The organism is Stutzerimonas stutzeri (genome assembly GCF_000952685.1).
GTDB lineage: Bacteria > Pseudomonadota > Gammaproteobacteria > Pseudomonadales > Pseudomonadaceae > Stutzerimonas > Stutzerimonas stutzeri_E.
Map to the genome: position 1 here is coordinate 120,864 of NZ_JYHV01000010.1, position 15,686 is coordinate 136,549.

The 15,686-nt window shown below is 56.8% G+C and carries 16 protein-coding genes; 7 read left to right on the forward strand and 9 right to left on the reverse strand.

Translation table 11 applies throughout. The features are described 5' to 3' along the window. Nucleotides 1-89: 89 nt before the first annotated feature. Nucleotides 90-365, reverse strand: coding sequence for a 30S ribosomal protein S20 (gene rpsT / locus UF78_RS03710; protein WP_025240452.1), 276 nt, complete (start codon nt 363-365; stop codon nt 90-92). Between the two features lie 216 nt (nt 366-581). Between rpsT and murJ the strand changes: the two genes are divergently transcribed. From murJ to ispH, 6 genes are all read left to right on the forward strand, one after another. Next, nucleotides 582-2,129, forward strand: coding sequence for a murein biosynthesis integral membrane protein MurJ (gene murJ / locus UF78_RS03715; protein ID WP_045160688.1), 1,548 nt, complete (start codon nt 582-584; stop codon nt 2,127-2,129). 84 nt (nt 2,130-2,213) lie between these two features. Beyond that, nucleotides 2,214-3,164 (forward strand): bifunctional riboflavin kinase/FAD synthetase, encoded by a 951-nt coding sequence (gene ribF, locus UF78_RS03720; RefSeq protein WP_045160689.1) that lies wholly within the window; start codon nt 2,214-2,216, stop codon nt 3,162-3,164. A 1-nt stretch (nt 3,165) separates the two neighbouring features. Next, nucleotides 3,166-5,997: an isoleucine--tRNA ligase gene (ileS, locus tag UF78_RS03725; protein ID WP_045160690.1), complete on the forward strand. Its 2,832-nt coding sequence runs from the start codon at nt 3,166-3,168 to the stop codon at nt 5,995-5,997. Nucleotides 5,998-6,102: 105 nt separating this feature from the next. Beyond that, nucleotides 6,103-6,606: a signal peptidase II gene (gene lspA, locus UF78_RS03730; protein WP_045160691.1), complete on the forward strand. Its 504-nt coding sequence runs from the start codon at nt 6,103-6,105 to the stop codon at nt 6,604-6,606. Then, entirely contained in the window at nt 6,599-7,036 is a 438-nt protein-coding gene (gene fkpB, locus UF78_RS03735; RefSeq protein WP_045160692.1) for an FKBP-type peptidyl-prolyl cis-trans isomerase, read from the forward strand. The genes lspA and fkpB overlap by 8 nt, the downstream gene beginning before the upstream one ends. A 149-nt stretch (nt 7,037-7,185) precedes the next feature. Beyond that, nucleotides 7,186-8,130, forward strand: coding sequence for a 4-hydroxy-3-methylbut-2-enyl diphosphate reductase (gene ispH / locus UF78_RS03740; RefSeq protein WP_045160693.1), 945 nt, complete (start codon nt 7,186-7,188; stop codon nt 8,128-8,130). Nucleotides 8,131-8,205: 75 nt separating this feature from the next. Here the strand turns inward: ispH and UF78_RS03745 are convergent, their stop codons facing one another. The 7 genes from UF78_RS03745 to UF78_RS03775 are packed head-to-tail and all read right to left on the reverse strand — an operon-like array spanning nt 8,206 to nt 14,982. After that, nucleotides 8,206-8,631 (reverse strand): type IV pilin protein, encoded by a 426-nt coding sequence (locus UF78_RS03745; RefSeq protein WP_155397597.1) that lies wholly within the window; start codon nt 8,629-8,631, stop codon nt 8,206-8,208. Next, complete coding sequence (locus tag UF78_RS03750) at nt 8,628-8,942, reverse strand: PilY2 family type 4a fimbrial biogenesis protein (RefSeq protein ID WP_045160695.1); 315 nt, start codon at nt 8,940-8,942, stop codon at nt 8,628-8,630. Before UF78_RS03750 ends, UF78_RS03745 begins: the two co-directional genes overlap by 4 nt. A 4-nt stretch (nt 8,943-8,946) precedes the next feature. After that, entirely contained in the window at nt 8,947-12,420 is a 3,474-nt protein-coding gene (locus tag UF78_RS03755) for a pilus assembly protein (protein ID WP_080890546.1), read from the reverse strand. A 12-nt stretch (nt 12,421-12,432) separates the two neighbouring features. Further along, entirely contained in the window at nt 12,433-13,098 is a 666-nt protein-coding gene (locus UF78_RS03760) for a pilus assembly PilX family protein (protein WP_045160697.1), read from the reverse strand. Continuing rightward, on the reverse strand, nt 13,095-13,952 hold the full coding sequence (locus UF78_RS03765; protein ID WP_045160698.1) for a PilW family protein: 858 nt from the start codon (nt 13,950-13,952) through the stop codon (nt 13,095-13,097). Before UF78_RS03765 ends, UF78_RS03760 begins: the two co-directional genes overlap by 4 nt. Beyond that, nucleotides 13,949-14,497 (reverse strand): type IV pilus modification protein PilV, encoded by a 549-nt coding sequence (gene pilV, locus UF78_RS03770; protein WP_045160699.1) that lies wholly within the window; start codon nt 14,495-14,497, stop codon nt 13,949-13,951. The genes UF78_RS03765 and pilV overlap by 4 nt, the downstream gene beginning before the upstream one ends. An 8-nt stretch (nt 14,498-14,505) precedes the next feature. Further along, entirely contained in the window at nt 14,506-14,982 is a 477-nt protein-coding gene (locus UF78_RS03775) for a GspH/FimT family pseudopilin (protein ID WP_045160717.1), read from the reverse strand. An 11-nt stretch (nt 14,983-14,993) separates the two neighbouring features. Between UF78_RS03775 and UF78_RS22970 the strand changes: the two genes are divergently transcribed. Beyond that, nucleotides 14,994-15,212: a hypothetical protein gene (locus UF78_RS22970; RefSeq protein WP_196298635.1), complete on the forward strand. Its 219-nt coding sequence runs from the start codon at nt 14,994-14,996 to the stop codon at nt 15,210-15,212. Here the strand turns inward: UF78_RS22970 and UF78_RS23265 are convergent. Continuing rightward, nucleotides 15,139-15,639, reverse strand: coding sequence for a GspH/FimT family pseudopilin (locus tag UF78_RS23265; protein WP_045160700.1), 501 nt, complete (start codon nt 15,637-15,639; stop codon nt 15,139-15,141). The two genes, UF78_RS22970 and UF78_RS23265, sit on opposite strands and share 74 nt — an antisense overlap. Between the last annotated feature and the right edge of the window lie 47 nt (nt 15,640-15,686).

The following is a 15,686-nucleotide window of genomic DNA, read 5'->3' on the forward strand; positions in this document are numbered from 1 at the left end:
GGCGATGCTCGTTAAGCTTTTCATCGGTAGCAGTGGATCGCAGGCATAAAAAAACCGGCTCAAGGCCGGTTTTTTCAAGAACGTGCAGCTCAGGCAGCAACAGCGCCGAGGGCCTTGATATGGCCGTTCAGACGGCTCTTGTGACGAGCGGCTTTGTTCTTGTGGATGATGCCTTTGTCGGCCATGCGGTCGATGACAGGCACGGCTGCGGTGTAAGCAGTACGAGCTTTATCCAGATCTTTTGCGTCAATGGCTTTGACCACATTCTTGATGTAGGTACGAACCATGGAGCGCAAGCTGGCGTTGTGGCTGCGACGCTTCTCAGCCTGAATTGCGCGTTTTTTGGCGGAAGGGCTGTTGGCCACCGTCGAACTCCTCGAAAACGTGGGATTACAAAGCAAATAAGGCCGCGAATCATGCCGATGCGGCGTTGTCTTGTCAAGCGTGCATGATCATTCAAGGCGCTGGCCGGACAGATGGGGTGTCGCTAAACTCGCGACCTCTTCCACTGTCGTAACTGGCCATCGATTCGCTGACCAGTACCTGGTCGGAATCAAACTGCTGCAACTCTAGGAAGACAAATGTCCGAAACATCCGGCAAAGGCGGCTTGCTGCGGTCCAGTGCGGTAGTCAGTGTGATGACGCTGCTGTCCCGGGTGCTGGGCATGGTACGCGATATGGTCGTGGCGAGCTACTTCGGTTCCGGCGCGTCGGCTGACGCCTTTTTCATTGCCTTCAAAATCCCGAATTTCCTGCGCCGTCTGTTTGCCGAAGGCGCATTCGCCCAAGCGTTCGTGCCGGTGCTATCGGAATACCGAACCAAACGGACATTGGTTGAGGTCAAGCTGCTGGTCGATCGCACGGCGGGCATGCTTGGGTTGATTCTGACGGGTATTACCGCCATCGGGGTGCTGGCTTCGCCTTACGTGGTGATGTTGTTCGCGCCGGGTTTTCATGACGAGCCGGCGAAGATGCAGCTGGCTGGCGAGCTGCTGCGGATCACCTTTCCCTATCTGTTGTTGATTTCCCTGACGGCATTTACCTCCGGCGTGCTCAATACCTATGGGCACTTCGCGGTGCCGGGCTTTACCCCGGTGCTGCTCAACGTCTGCATGATCACCTCGGCGATATTCCTTACGCCCTATTTCGATCAGCCCATCATGGCCCTGGCCTGGGGCGTGTTCATCGCTGGCTTCGCTCAGTTGGCCTTCCAGCTTCCCTATGTTGCCAAGCTGGGGTTGTTGCCGCGGCCGCGAGTAAAGTTCGGTGACGAGGGCGTGCGGCGGATCATGCTACTGATGGTTCCCGCCCTGTTCGGCGTGTCGGTGAGTCAGATCAACCTTCTGCTCGATACGGTGCTCGCTTCATTCCTGCAGACCGGTAGTGTGTCGTGGCTTTACTATGCGGACCGACTTTCGGAATTGCCGCTCGGGGCGTTTGGCATCGCCATCGGTACGGTGATCCTTCCGAGTCTGTCGCGTCAGCACGCCGGCGAAGACCCGAAGGCCTTTTCCAATACACTTAATTGGGCGCTGCGCATGGTGCTGCTGGTTGGGGTACCCGCAGCGCTGGCCTTGGGGATTCTGGCCGAGCCGCTAATCGCCAGCTTGTTCTTTTACGGCGCGATGAGCGAGGAAGCGGTGGTGCAGTCGGCCAATGCGCTCGAGGCTTACTCGCTGGGCGTGCTGGCATTCATGCTGATCAAGGTGTTGGCGCCGGGTTTCTTCGCGCGGCAGGATTTGAAGACGCCGGTGCGGGTCGCAATCACCTGCATGATCGCCAACATGGTCATGAATTTGATACTCATCTGGCCGCTCAAACATGTCGGACTGGCGCTGGCAACCTCGCTGTCGTCGATGCTCAATGCCGGTTTGCTGTTCTGGGGGCTATACCGGATCGGCGTGTTTCAGCTGGCGCCGGGCTGGGGGCTTTTCCTGCTGCGTTTGACCGGCGGTTGTGCCGCCATGGTGGCGGTGGTCTGGTGGCTCAACGCGCCATCGGTCGAGTGGTTCGCCTGGGATTGGCAACGGCGCGCATTGCAGTTGGGGTTGCTGGTGGCGGCGGGACTAGGCGCTTTCGCAGCCGGGCTGGTATTGCTCGGTTTGCGGCCGCGCCATCTTCGTCACTGATCAGCAGTTCGCGTACGCCGCAAACCTGTCCGGGACCGCCGGCTCATGCGTATAATCGACGACTTTTCAAGCAAGAAGTGCGGTATGCAGCTGGTTCGAGGTCTTCATAACCTGCGGCCCCGGCATCGGGGTTGCGTCGCCACCATCGGCAATTTCGACGGGGTTCACCGGGGGCATCAAGCCATCCTGGCGCGTCTGCGCGAGCGTGCCGCCGAGCTCGGGTTGCCCAGCTGCGTGGTGATATTCGAACCGCAGCCGCGCGAATACTTTGCACCGGACAAAGCGCCAGCACGGCTGACCCGGCTGCGTGAAAAGCTCCAGTTGCTCGATGAGCATGGCGTCGACTTGGTGCTGTGCCTGGCCTTCAATCGCCGTTTGCGCGAATTGAGCGCCGCCGAGTTCGTCCACGCGACGCTGGTCGAAGGTCTCGGCGTCCGACACTTGGAAGTGGGCGACGATTTTCGTTTCGGTTGTGACCGTGCCGGCGATTTCAATTTTCTATTGAAGGCGGGCGCCGCGGAAGGGTTTACGGTCGAGGCTGCCACCACTATCGAGGTGGGTGGTGAACGTGTCAGCAGTACACGGCTGCGCCAGGTCCTCGCCGATGGCGATCTGGCATTGGCACAGAAGCTGCTCGGGCGGCCGTTCAGCATTACCGGGCGAGTCATGCACGGACAGGCGCTCGGGCGTCAGCTTGGCGCACCGACTGCCAACATTCAGCTCAAGCGCAGAAACACACCGCTCAGCGGTGTGTTCATGGTCAGCACGGATGTTGACGGCGTTGTACAGCCAGCGGTGGCCAACATCGGCATGCGGCCGTCGGTCAAAAGCGACGGCCAGCCGCATCTGGAAGTGCATTTGCTCAATTACAAGGGTGACCTCTATGGTCGTCTGTTGCGCGTGACTTTCCACCACAAGCTGCGTGATGAGCAGCGCTTCGCCTCGCTGGAGGCGCTCAAGACGGCGATTGAAACGGATATCGCCGCGGCTCGCGAATACTGGCGGGCTTCACCCTTTACCACGAGTCAGGACTGAAATGACCGATTACAAAGCGACCCTCAATCTGCCGTCCACGGCATTTCCGATGAAGGCCGGTCTGCCACAGCGCGAGCCGGAGACCCTGCAGCGCTGGAACAGCATTGACCTGTACGGGAAGCTGCGGCAGATCGGCGAAGGTCGCCCGAAGTTCGTCCTGCACGACGGCCCGCCCTATGCCAACGGCAGCATTCATATCGGTCATGCGGTCAACAAGGTCATCAAGGATTTCATCGTTCGCTCCAAGACCCTGGCTGGTTTCGACGCGCCTTACGTACCCGGGTGGGATTGCCATGGCTTGCCGATCGAGCACAAGGTCGAGATCACCTACGGCAAGAACCAGCCGGCAGACCTGACCCGCGAGCGCTGCCGTGCCTATGCGGCCGAGCAGATCGAGGGGCAGAAGGCCGACTTCATCCGTCTTGGCGTTCTAGGTGATTGGAGCAACCCTTATCGCACCATGGATTTCGCCAACGAAGCCGGCGAAATCCGCGCGTTGGCGAAAATGGTCGAAGGCGGTTTCGTCTTCAAAGGCCTGAAGCCGGTGAACTGGTGCTTCGACTGTGGCTCGGCGCTGGCCGAGGCGGAAGTGGAGTATCAGGACAAGAAATCCGATGCCATCGACGTCGCCTTCGAGGTCGAGGACGCCGACAAGCTGGCTGCTGCGTTCGGCCTGCCGAATCTGGCCAAGTCCGCCAGCATCGTTATCTGGACCACCACGCCCTGGACCATTCCGGCCAACCAGGCGCTCAATGTCCATCCCGAATTCGTCTATGCGCTGGTCCATACCGGCGAGCGTCTACTGGTGCTGGCAGAAGAGCTGGTCGAGTCCTGCCTGCAGCGCTACGGCCTGTCGGGTGAAATCATCGCCCGTTGCGAAGGCAAGGCGTTGGAGCTGATCCGCTTCCGCCATCCGTTCTACGAACGCTTCGCTCCAGTGTATCTGGCCGAATATGTCGAAACCGGCGCCGGTACCGGTATCGTCCATTCCGCGCCAGCATATGGTGAAGACGACTTCCGCTCCTGCAAGCATTACGGCATGGAGAACGATGACATTCTCGGCCCGGTGCAGAGCAACGGTGTCTACGTCTCCGACCTACCGTTCTTCGGCGGTCAGTTCATCTGGAAGGCCAATCCGGCCATCGTCGAGAAGCTGCGTGAAGTCGGCGCGCTGCTCAAGCACGAGGCGATCCAGCACAGCTACATGCACTGCTGGCGGCACAAAACCCCACTTATTTACCGCGCCACGGCGCAGTGGTTCGTCGGAATGGACAAGGTCGCCCACGATGGCAGCTCGCTGCGCCGGCGCGCGCTAGATGCCATTGAACAGACCGAATTCGTTCCGGCCTGGGGGCAGGCGCGTTTGCATGGCATGATCGCCGGGCGTCCGGACTGGTGCATCTCGCGCCAGCGCACCTGGGGCGTGCCGATTCCGTTCTTCCTGCACAAAGAAAGTGGCGACCTGCATCCTCGCACCGTCGAACTGATGGAGGCGGTTGCGCAACGCGTGGAGCAGGGCGGCATCGAAGCTTGGTCGAAGCTGGATGCAGCCGAGTTGCTGGGTGAGGAAGCGGCGCAATACGAAAAAATCAGCGACACCCTGGACGTCTGGTTCGACTCAGGCACCACCCATTGGCATGTGATGCGCGGTTCGCATCCGATGGGGCATGAAAACGGCCCTCGCGCTGATCTGTACCTGGAGGGCTCCGATCAGCACCGTGGCTGGTTCCATTCATCGCTGTTGACCGGTTCGGCTATCGACGGCCATGCGCCGTACAAGGGGCTTCTGACGCACGGTTTCGTGGTCGACGAGAACGGCCGCAAAATGTCCAAGTCGCTGGGCAACGTTGTCGCGCCGCAGGAAGTCACCGATAGCCTGGGTGCAGACATTCTGCGTCTGTGGGTCGCTTCCACCGATTACTCAGGCGAGATGGCGGTTTCCAAGGTCATCCTGCAGCGCAGTGCGGACTCCTATCGGCGCATCCGCAACACCGCGCGCTTCCTGCTGAGCAACCTCGACGGTTTCGACCCGGCACAGCATCTGGTTCCAGTCGATCAGCTGATTGCACTCGACCGCTGGGCCATCGATCGTGCCCTGCTGCTGCAGAGGGAAATCGAGGAAGCCTACCGCACCTACAAATTCTGGAACGTGTATCAGAAAGTGCATAACTTCTGCGTGCAGGAACTGGGCGGCTTCTACCTCGACATCATCAAGGATCGTCAGTACACCACCGGTGCCGACAGTCTGCCGCGGCGATCCTGCCAAACCGCGCTGTATCACATCGTCGAGGCACTGGTGCGCTGGATCGCACCGATACTGTCGTTCACCGCCGATGAGATCTGGCAGTACCTGCCAGGCAAGCGGAACGAATCGGTGATGCTCAACACCTGGTACGAGGGGCTTAGCGAACTGCCAGAGAATGTCGAGCTGGGGCGGGAGTTCTGGGATAAGGTCATGGCAGTCAAGGCTGCCGTAAACAAGGAGCTAGAAACTCAGCGCGCCGCCAAGACCATCGGCGGCAACCTGCAAGCCGAGGTCGTGCTTTACGCCGAAGACGAACTGGTGAGCGATCTGGCCAAACTGGGTAATGAGCTGCGCTTCGTGCTGATCACGTCGGCTGTGCGGGTCGTTCCGCTCTCCGCGGCGCCCGCCGATGCGGTTGAAAGCGAGCTGCCGGGTCTCAAGCTGCAGGTCGGAAAAACTGCCAATCCGAAGTGTGGGCGTTGCTGGCACCATCTGCCCGACGTAGGCACTCACGCCGAGCATCCTGAAATCTGCGGTCGCTGTGTTGAGAATATCGAAGGCGCTGGAGAGGTTCGCCGCTATGCGTGATAGCGCATCTGATTGCGCGACCCTCCGTGCATTTCTGCCGTCTGTTGCGAGTGCCGGCCTCGTAGGGTGGGCTTCGGCTCGCCGCCGTCATTCGAGGGCAGCAGCATGACCGGTCGCCTTGGCAAGCTCTCGTGGCTTTGGCTCAGCGTGCTGGTCATTGCGCTGGATCAGGCGACCAAGCACTACTTCGAGGCCAACTTCAGTCTGTACCAGAAGGTCGAGGTGATCCCGAACTACTTCGCCTGGACGCTGGCCTACAACACGGGTGCCGCCTTCAGCTTCCTGGCCGACCATTCCGGCTGGCAGCGCTGGCTGTTCACGGTGATCGCCATCGGCGTCAGCGCGGTGCTGGTGGTTTGGATGAAACGCTTGAAGTCAGCCGAGACCTGGCTCGCAGTGGCTCTGGCACTGGTCCTGGGTGGCGCGCTCGGTAATCTTTACGATCGCGTGGTGTTGGGTCATGTCGTCGACTTCATTCTGGTGCATTGGCAGAACCGCTGGTATTTCCCGGCATTCAACATCGCCGACAGTGCCATCACCATAGGCGCCGTGATGCTGGCGTTGGATATGTTCCGTAGCAGTAAAACGGGAGAAACGGTAAATGACTGAACAACGCATCGGGCCGGACATGCAGGTCACCTTGCACTTCGCGCTAAGTCTGGAAAACGGAGAACAGGTCGACACCACGTTCGACAAGCAGCCGGCGACGTTCAAGGTTGGCGACGGAAATCTGCTGCCAGGGTTCGAACAGCAGCTGTTCGGGCTCAAGGCCGGTGACAAGCGCACCTTCCAGATGGCGCCAGAACAGGGTTTCGGCCAGCACAACCCGCAGAACGTGCAAACCATGCCGCGCAGTCAGTTCGAAAATATGGAGCTGTCTGAAGGCTTGCTGGTGATTTTCAACGATGCCGCCAAGACGGAGCTGCCAGGCATCGTCAAAGCCTTTGACGACCGGCAGGTTACCGTTGACTTCAACCATCCTCTGGCCGGCAAGGCACTGACCTTCGACGTAGAGATATTTGACGTCAAGCCGGTCTGAAAGACCCAGTGGCGTACATCCACCAAGCAGCACCAAGCAGCACATAGCCCCCGCTTAGATGATGGGCTTCACGCCGCGGCGGGCCTTGCGTCATAGCGCTGACCAGGCGTTACACTCACAACTCACCGCCTCGAGTGCCGAGAATTCACATGCAAATCAAACTCGCTAATCCGCGTGGCTTCTGTGCCGGTGTCGATCGCGCCATTGAGATCGTCAATCGTGCGCTGGAGGTATTCGGGCCTCCGATCTACGTGCGTCACGAGGTCGTACATAACAAGTTCGTGGTGGAAGACCTGCGGGAGCGGGGCGCGATTTTCGTCGATGAGCTGGACCAAGTACCGGATGGCTTCATCGTCATTTTCAGTGCCCATGGCGTGTCCCAGGCCGTGCGGATGGAAGGGGAAAGGCGGGGCCTCAAGGTATTCGACGCTACCTGCCCGTTGGTGACCAAGGTCCATCTGGAAGTGACCAAATACAGCCGGGAAGGGCGTGAATGCATCCTCATCGGCCACCAAGGGCATCCCGAAGTCGAAGGCACTATGGGGCAATACGACACGGCCAATGGCGGCTCGATCTATCTGGTGGAAGACGAGGAGGATGTCGCCAAGCTACAGGTGCGGAACCCGGAAGCACTGGCCTTCGTTACCCAGACGACCCTTTCGATGGACGACACCAGTCGAGTCATCGATGCGCTGCGCGCGCGCTTCCCCAGCATTGGCGGCCCACGCAAGGACGATATCTGCTACGCCACCCAAAATCGTCAGGATGCCGTCAAGCAACTGGCCGGGGAGTGCGATGTGGTACTGGTGGTCGGCAGTCCCAATAGCTCCAACTCCAATCGCCTACGCGAGCTGGCCGAGCGCATGGATACGCCCGCCTACTTAATTGATGGCGCGGAAGACCTCAAGCAAGAGTGGTTCGAAAACATCGACCGTATCGGCATTACGGCCGGCGCCTCGGCACCCGAGGTGCTGGTGCGCGGCGTAATAGATCGGCTGCGCGAATGGGGCGCGACCGGTATGGACGAGCTGGATGGCCGGCCCGAGAACGTGACGTTCTCGATGCCGAAGGAGTTGCGGGTGAGGGCGGTTTAGAGCCGCTAGATATGCCAACCTGCAGAAAAACAAACCCGGCGATTGCCGGGTTTGATTCACGCACTGTCGGTTTGTCTACTTCCAGCACGCTTCAACGCTTTTTGTGCCGCTATTAGCTTTGACCCCACGAGCATTTAAAGACAAATTGCCGCAGGCTGCATCTCCGAAGTTCTGTGTTGCGGTCAAGGTGTAGCCACCATCGTTGGCATTCGTGCCGACCGTCAAAGTGTACTTTCCGTTATCCGATTTGACAGTTGTACCGGTAGTACCGCGCAGTCCCAGCTTGGCGATGTCCGCCGCAGTCGTCACATAGCGATTGTTCTGGGCGAAAAAGCGCTCCTGACTTGCCGCTGCATCATTGAGCAACGCTTGCCCTTCACTGCGATTACCACGGTTAACATATTCCGTGTAATTAGGGTAAGCGATAGCCACAAGTATTCCCAGAATGCCGACAACTATCATTAATTCAATCAAGGTGAAGCCTTTAGAACGTGCAGTCACGGCTGCTCCCCCTCTTCCACTCTGCGCACGGAGTCTGGATACAGATAAACCGACTCGATGATCGGGTGCGGCGAGGCTTCGGCTCCACTGAAGCCTATCAGGTATCCAGGCTTTAGCTGGAGTATTGCCGGCGTTCCGTTTATCACCGTTTTGTTTGGCAGGGCGTACGTTGTCGCTTCGACGACCACTAGATTCTGACCAAGCCGCACATCGTCGATAGTGCCTACGGCTTCGAAGGTCGCTGCGTGTGTTAAGCCCGATAGAAATATCAGCGATAGCGCTGTAAGCGAAAGGTGCAATCTGATGCGCATATGGTTACTCCCCTATTGGACGCCAGCTTTGGCGACCGAGACTGGAAGGGTCTGGGAACACTGGCTTGCATTCGAGGCCGGTGCATAGCTCGTATTTAGTATCTGGACCTTGACCCAAGGTCAGGCCACCTTCGCCGTCCTGACGTACCGCGGAAATAACAGTATCGGGACTGTTGGCGCTGCGATGGTCGACGAATGCATGGTGAAAGGTACGTCCGCCGGTCTGGGGGTTGATTGCGTAAGTCCAGGTTTCGACGCCCGACGAGCAAGGGTCCGCATTGGGGACTAGGGTCTGGAAAAACAGAGTCCTGCCTAAAGTGACCATGTTCTCGATCATCATCTCGCTGTCTAGTGGCAAGTCGAAGAACCAGCCGTATTTAAGGCCGCCTTCATCTGTCCACTGAGGCTCAGTGGGGGATGGCGGAATTGCCCATTTCACGCCGTTTTCGCTCAACAGACGAGCATCCCGACCAGTTACTTCGCTCTCGAGCGTATCGTTCATCGACTGAGCTTGTAGGTTTTCTCTCACCAAACTGGCTGGCTGCAAGCTGCCGTTGGGGTTGAGTGTATCGGTGTCCCAGATGCCATAGATGCTTTGCGTCGTGGAGGAGCCGTCCTTGTCACCCTCTTCGAAATATTTGCCTGTGCCGAAAACAATTAGATAACCATGCAGCGTGGGGTGACGGATGATCGAAGGTGCTGCGGTGATCGGTTGGCGTTCACCTGTGCCAGTTACTGCCTTGAAAATCGGCTTGTTGGAGTAAGAGACTTTGAATCCGGTTTCCGCAGTGTTTGTTTCGCTTTCCTGGCGGGTATAGGGGCCCACCATATCTTCTGGAGTAAGGTTGAATCGCCAGAGATTTCCTTGAATGTCACCGGCATAGGCAAAGTCCGCCACCCCGTCCGCATTAAAGTCCGCCAATTTTGGAGTCGACAAGCCATTGGCTACGCCTTCCGCGCCGCTGACTTCCAGGCTCTTGGTGAGTTCGCCGGTTTCCATGTCGATGATCAGCAAAGCTGCCTTACCGTTGTCCTTGTTGGCGCTGTCGTAACCATTTCCGGTCACCACGGCCCACTTGCCGTTATGCAACCTGGCGATCGTAGGTTGTGGAAAGCTGTACCCCAAGCGCACGTCGTTATTGCCCGGGATCGACTTGTCGTGGAATTCCCACAAGAGCTTGACGCCAGCTGGGTCGGTGACGTCGAGCGCGAACAACCCCTTTCCGCCTGCTCGCAAGGTGCCGACCAGAACGGTACGCCATTCTCCGCCGATGAAAACATCCGCAACCACTGGTGAGCCATCTACGTAAAATTGGTGATGAGCACCTTGGTAGCTTTTGCCTGTGAGCTTGTGCAGCTTTTGAAAAACTGCACTTGGAACGAAAGCAAAGGTCTCGTTCCCCGTTGCGGCGTCGAAACCGTGAAGCATTCCATCATTGGCTCCAACATAGACGCGGGGCGACCGTTCGCTTTGCAGCGCGACGAATTCGGCGTAATTGCTTTCCGGGTGTAGACGTTCTGCATAGCTGCTCAAGTAGCGAGCCCCGCGTACCGTCACGGGTTTTGAGGCAATCATGTCACCGAGGACTGTGTTGCGCTTACGAAAAAGTGTTCCTTCTTTACTCCGGTCACCTTTGAGGAAATTTAAGCGCAACTGCGCGTTAGTGCTATCTGTTTCCAGCGTGTCGCCATCATCCGGATTTTGCCGCAGGAAATAAGCGAGGGTGCCAGCGGTATCGGGGTTCCCCGCGTGGCTCCAGCTCAGATCGGTGAGGCCATCAGTATCGCCCAGCGTTCCGTTTGTACTGGCAATGGTGATATTCCGACCTGTGCTGCGGCTGGCAAGCTGTTCACGAGCGCTCCATTCCTCGGTGGTCGTGACCTCGTAAAGGCCAGTTACGGCGTTGAGCGTTTTGGTCTTCAGATATCCCTTGATATCGCCCGCCCAGCTTTCATCGCTTGAGTACGACGTTTGATAGGCATAGCTGACCAATCCACCCGTTCCGTCATCCTGCATGCCCGAGTTTATGGCTGGGCTGGCAGCAGAGGTCGTACGTTCAGCAATACGGCTTAGAATGTTAGCGAAGGCTGCAACAAGACTGTCAGGCGAGTCTGCGCTGAAGAACTCGCCGCGCGAGTTAACTGCTGCGTGCCAGACGTCATACACGTTATCAGGATCGTCGTTTCCAACTCCTGGCCAGCGTTTGCCGTTGGTACCCATATTCATCAGTTCGCTATGGTTGGCGAACGTTGATCCGCTCCACGTGGGGGCGGTAGCCAGTTGCAGTGAATTGGTTAAGCCCAAACCAACGGTAAAGTTGACCATGTGCTGCCAATTGGCGGGATTGTTGCGCGGGTCTTTCCTGTCGTTCGCTTCGTTTCCGGTTTCGAACGGTACATATGGCCGAATGTTATTGGCAATATTCGGACGAAGATCGTTTGCCCAGTAATAATATGCCCAGTCAGCTAAGGTGTTTGCTTGATCGTCCTTATAAGGATACTCAAGGCCCCCATCATGGTTGGTCGAGCCACTGGGACGCCCGTTCCACATGCCGTCGGTCATCAATATGTGATAGCTCGCCCTACATGAGTACTGGCTGCCGTCTTCATCTCTGTAGGCTTTAGTATTGTCCTTTAGGAAATCGCCTGCGCGCATCATTGCGTTATGCAGGGGGGTGCCGCCTGACCTTGGTAAGGTGCTTAGCCAATTAAAGAAGTTTACTCGGTGCTCGCCGGAAAAGCGCCCAATGGTATTGGTGTTACATGTCCCGCTGGTTGTACCTGCGCCTATTGCGCAGGTATTGAGTGCGCCCCAGGTGAGGCGGACATTTTCTGGCAAGGTGTAAAAGGCGAGATTCGCGGCGGTCCGTGTGGCGAGGTTTCTTGTGCGATAAAAGGAATACCAAATCGCAAAATTTCGCCGTTCGTCCCCAGTAACTGAAACCTTGGTGAAACAGCTATCTGCTGGCTTTGTCGTTGGCTTGATCGGGCACGTGGAAGTGTTGGTGTTGTATATATAGTAGAAAAAATTGTCAGTTGTAGTTGTTGTGCATCCTCTCCAGGTGCACCGCTCAGATACGTCGTATAACGTTGCTTTACTGCCGCCTGGGTTGTATCCGTCAACGGGTACCGCCGAGTAGTCTGTGGGAGCATTGTACTCCTGAACTATTATTTCTCCAGAACTGTCCAGGCTCAGTTTTTTTGGCAGCCTGTACGAGTGGTTCGGCTTGTAGTACATGGAGTTTGTTGCGTTGGATTGTAACGCGATACCCCAGTTGGATCGGCCATCAGGCGCGTAATCCCATGCCATACTTCCCGAGTCATCTAACGTTACCAACAAGTTAGGTGCAACCCCTTCGGTAAGTGAGAGAGGCTGTTGAGAAATCGCGGCGCTTAAATTTAGAGGGGCCGTGAAAATGGCGGAGCCGATCGCTGCTGCAATCAAAGTTTTCGTGATGCCGGAATAATCAACCGTCATATCCATATTCCTTTAATTGTTCAAGCCGACGTAGACATTGGCGGTTGTCGACTGCACGGCTAGCCGGTCGTCGGCTTGTCCATTAATCTGATAAAAGTAAGTGCCTCGGCCTTCCATGACCGCTCCATATTCGGCATTCAGGGCTGTGGCGTCGTCTTCGCCAATTGAAATCAGATATGTATTCCAGTAAGCGCTAAAGTCGGTGGAGGTCACGTTATCATTCCCGGCTATTCTGCCGCGATAAGGCATCCATGTGATGAACTCGGTTGTGCCGGCGGCATCCGTGTCTGCGCCCGATTTGTTTTCAGCCGAACTGTTTTTAAGATATTTCAACGGGTCGAGCATGTAACTCAGACGATCGGCATTGCCGCTAATGTTCAGCAAACAGGGGCGGTTGGCTCCGTTCGCTTGTAGCACATTGTCTTTCTGGCAATTGCTTTGGGTAGGCTCAAGTTTGTCGCGTAGATATGCTGGACCATAGAAGCGAAACTCAGCTTCACGTAATGCAGCGTTGGCTGCTCCCTGCAAGCGCAAGTTCTCTGCGCGGTTACCGGTTATTCTGGTTTCCAGTACGACCCCTCGCATGCTGGAGGCCGCGAGTACAGTCATGATGAGCAGCATTACGAGCGCGACTAACAGCGTAGCGCCGCGCTCCCGGGCAGGCTGAAAGGCGGTCATGGCATCAAGTTCCTGATAGTTTTTGTAGCGTGAGCTACCTGATAGATGCGGTTGTCATCTCCATCAGCGAGGCGCGCTTTTATCGTGGCGTCAGCGGCGTCATACCACGTGTTGTAAACCACGGATTCGCTATCCCGCTGGCCTTCGTTACTGGCAAGTAGAATTGAGTAACGCACTGCGCGTATCGGACCGCTGCCCTCGCTCCATGTGCTTGCGCTTACGAAGCGGTTACTGCCATCCGTAAGTTTCCTTTCCAATAAGTCCTTGCCGCCCACTCCGAACTCAAGGCGAAAGTCGGCAACGCCAGTGATTAGCTCTACATAGCTAGGATTGCCGACAGTTACGTTGCTGCACTCCAGCGTGCCGGAGTTCAAGGCTTTCGGATCGGTACCAGGAACGTATTTGATAGCCAGTACAATGAGACTGCTAGTGGGTGGGGCTTTGAATGCAGTGGTATCGGTGAATGCCGGGCTGGCATTACCGTGGCAATCCAGTTCACCACTGACTACTGGCTGATAGCGTAGGCATATGCCTTGTCCGTCAGTCGTAGCGGAAACAGCACTTCCTTTGCCGAACTGCTTGCATCCGGGATAGGACTGCGCAGGGAATGCTTCTTCGATCAGCTGGTCCGGTGCGCGGCGATAGCCCGCTTTGCCAAGGTACTCGTTAAGTATCAGGGCAGCAAAGCGGCTGTTTTCTTGGTTGCCGGTCTGGTTCTGCTGAAAGAGCTGAGTGCGCTTGTTGTCGAGATATATCTGGCTTATGCCGAGAAGCAAAAAGCTGCTGATGGCGAGGGCTACTAGAAGCTCGATCATCGACAGCCCGCGCTGCGCAGTGAATTTATAAGATCTCATAGTTCGACTCGAGTTCTGTAAATACAGGTGGTGTCGCTTGGCGCTCTGTCATCAGGGCAGGTGCCGGCTTTTACTGTCCATGCCAGCTGAATCTCCAACATGGAACCTTTGTCGTCACAGGTGCCTGGGGTAGAGCTGCGGCAGACATAAAAGGCGTCTTTAAATAAGGCCGCTGCATTCGGGAGCGTTGTCTGCGCCGTCTCTACCCAACAGTTGCGCATCTCCAGCGCGCTTTTGGGGTTACTTACACACGCAGCCGGGGCAGTTGAGAAATCACTGCCCGCTTCCTTGTAAAACGGCGAGGTATCTTTGAACCCGCTGTAAAAAGGCTCTTTCGGCGGCGCTTTTTCAAACAACTCATCGGGATTGGCTCGAATGATCTCTACATAGTCATCTGCCAGCATTACCGCTGCGTTTCTCTGAACCGAGTCTTGCGTGTATTGGATGCTGCGACCTTGCATCGCTACCATGCCAAGGATGCCGATAGTGGTGAGCACAAGCGTCACCATCACTTCGATCAAGCTAAAGCCTTTGCTATGTTTCATGTTCGTCCTTATGGCTGGCAGCTAGTCAAGTCGCTGCCGTCGAGGTTTTCCCCACGCGGATGCAATCGCGCTGCTCCGCTGGACTGCACCCCCACGACGAATCCCGTATCGGGATTAGCATCAAGGCAGAGCGTAATCACGGCGGGGGTTGCGGTGCCGTTCGCCCGGTAAGTCACGGCTGCTACGTCTGCGAGCATCTGCGCTTGGGCAGGTAGGTGTTCAAGCCGGCGTTCATTGCTGCCAATGCTGAGAACCCAGGGGCCGTCATCGTCTACTGCAATCGTAGCGGCGGTCCTGTGCGTTACTGCCTCGCTGCGGGCGTACTGTAAGAAACCAACTAACTCCTCGGCTTTGCTCTGCAAGCGTGTCTTCTGAATAAAAAACGTGAAATTCGGGACGGCTATGGTCACCACTATGGTTAGCAATGCCAGGGTGATCATCAATTCAATCAGTGTGAATCCATGCATGTCGCGACGGCGTGACATGGCGTGCTCCATTGAAAATTCTTGAGCGGATAATGGGTTCGCTGCGGTTTGTTGTCCTGAGCCTGGTGATGATCGGCCAGTTTGTGGCGATGGCCGGTAAGGTCCCGTTCTGCTTGTGTGAAGCGCTTCGCAAGATGATGGCAGCGCACCGAGAACTCATCTATCTCTGCAGAACGTGCTGCCTGCATTTTCCTCGGCGCTGGCTTTACGTAGGCGGCCTTGGCGGCTGAGCTTGAGTTGCCAGGCAACCTTTGTATCGTGGCACTGAAAGAACGCCCCATTGTTTAGCGTCGTCCCATTGCTACGGAATTGAACGGATTTTCCCAACCCTTTCCATTGCAGTTGCTCCCCAAGTCGCAGCCTGGTGACATTGAATACTTGTTGGGAGCCAGTGCTACGTATTAACCAGCCGTCGACCCAATCGGAATTACATGTCGCTGAGTCCTTCGTTCCACAGATCTCAACGGATTCTTTCCTCATGACGGCGGCTGCTCTGGTGCTCTGGATTGCCGTCCAGGTCTGGTCGAGCAGAGCTTGTTGGCGGCTTCGCGTAATAAGAGTTTCAAACGCTGGAACAGCCATGGAAATGACAACCCCAGCTATTGCTAGCGTGGTCAAAAGTTCTATAAGCGTAAAGCCTTGACTTCGGTTCCCCATAGTGCGGTTCCTTTGCACGTATGATATTCAGCCTTCCTGGCTGCTGT

Excerpts from the sequence above, each read along its gene's own strand:
- murJ (WP_045160688.1), top strand. The coding sequence starts at position 582 with ATGTCCGAAACATCCGGCAAAGGCGGCTTGCTGCGGTCCAGTGCGGTA.
- ribF (WP_045160689.1), top strand. The coding sequence starts at position 2,214 with ATGCAGCTGGTTCGAGGTCTTCATAACCTGCGGCCCCGGCATCGGGGT.
- ileS (WP_045160690.1), top strand. The coding sequence starts at position 3,166 with ATGACCGATTACAAAGCGACCCTCAATCTGCCGTCCACGGCATTTCCG.
- lspA (WP_045160691.1), top strand. The coding sequence starts at position 6,103 with ATGACCGGTCGCCTTGGCAAGCTCTCGTGGCTTTGGCTCAGCGTGCTG.
- fkpB (WP_045160692.1), top strand. The coding sequence starts at position 6,599 with ATGACTGAACAACGCATCGGGCCGGACATGCAGGTCACCTTGCACTTC.
- ispH (WP_045160693.1), top strand. The coding sequence starts at position 7,186 with ATGCAAATCAAACTCGCTAATCCGCGTGGCTTCTGTGCCGGTGTCGAT.
- UF78_RS03750 (WP_045160695.1), bottom strand. The coding sequence starts at position 8,942 with ATGCGCATCAGATTGCACCTTTCGCTTACAGCGCTATCGCTGATATTT.
- UF78_RS03755 (WP_080890546.1), bottom strand. The coding sequence starts at position 12,420 with ATGACGGTTGATTATTCCGGCATCACGAAAACTTTGATTGCAGCAGCG.
- UF78_RS03760 (WP_045160697.1), bottom strand. The coding sequence starts at position 13,098 with ATGACCGCCTTTCAGCCTGCCCGGGAGCGCGGCGCTACGCTGTTAGTC.
- UF78_RS03765 (WP_045160698.1), bottom strand. The coding sequence starts at position 13,952 with ATGAGATCTTATAAATTCACTGCGCAGCGCGGGCTGTCGATGATCGAG.
- pilV (WP_045160699.1), bottom strand. The coding sequence starts at position 14,497 with ATGAAACATAGCAAAGGCTTTAGCTTGATCGAAGTGATGGTGACGCTT.
- UF78_RS03775 (WP_045160717.1), bottom strand. The coding sequence starts at position 14,982 with ATGTCACGCCGTCGCGACATGCATGGATTCACACTGATTGAATTGATG.
- UF78_RS23265 (WP_045160700.1), bottom strand. The coding sequence starts at position 15,639 with ATGGGGAACCGAAGTCAAGGCTTTACGCTTATAGAACTTTTGACCACG.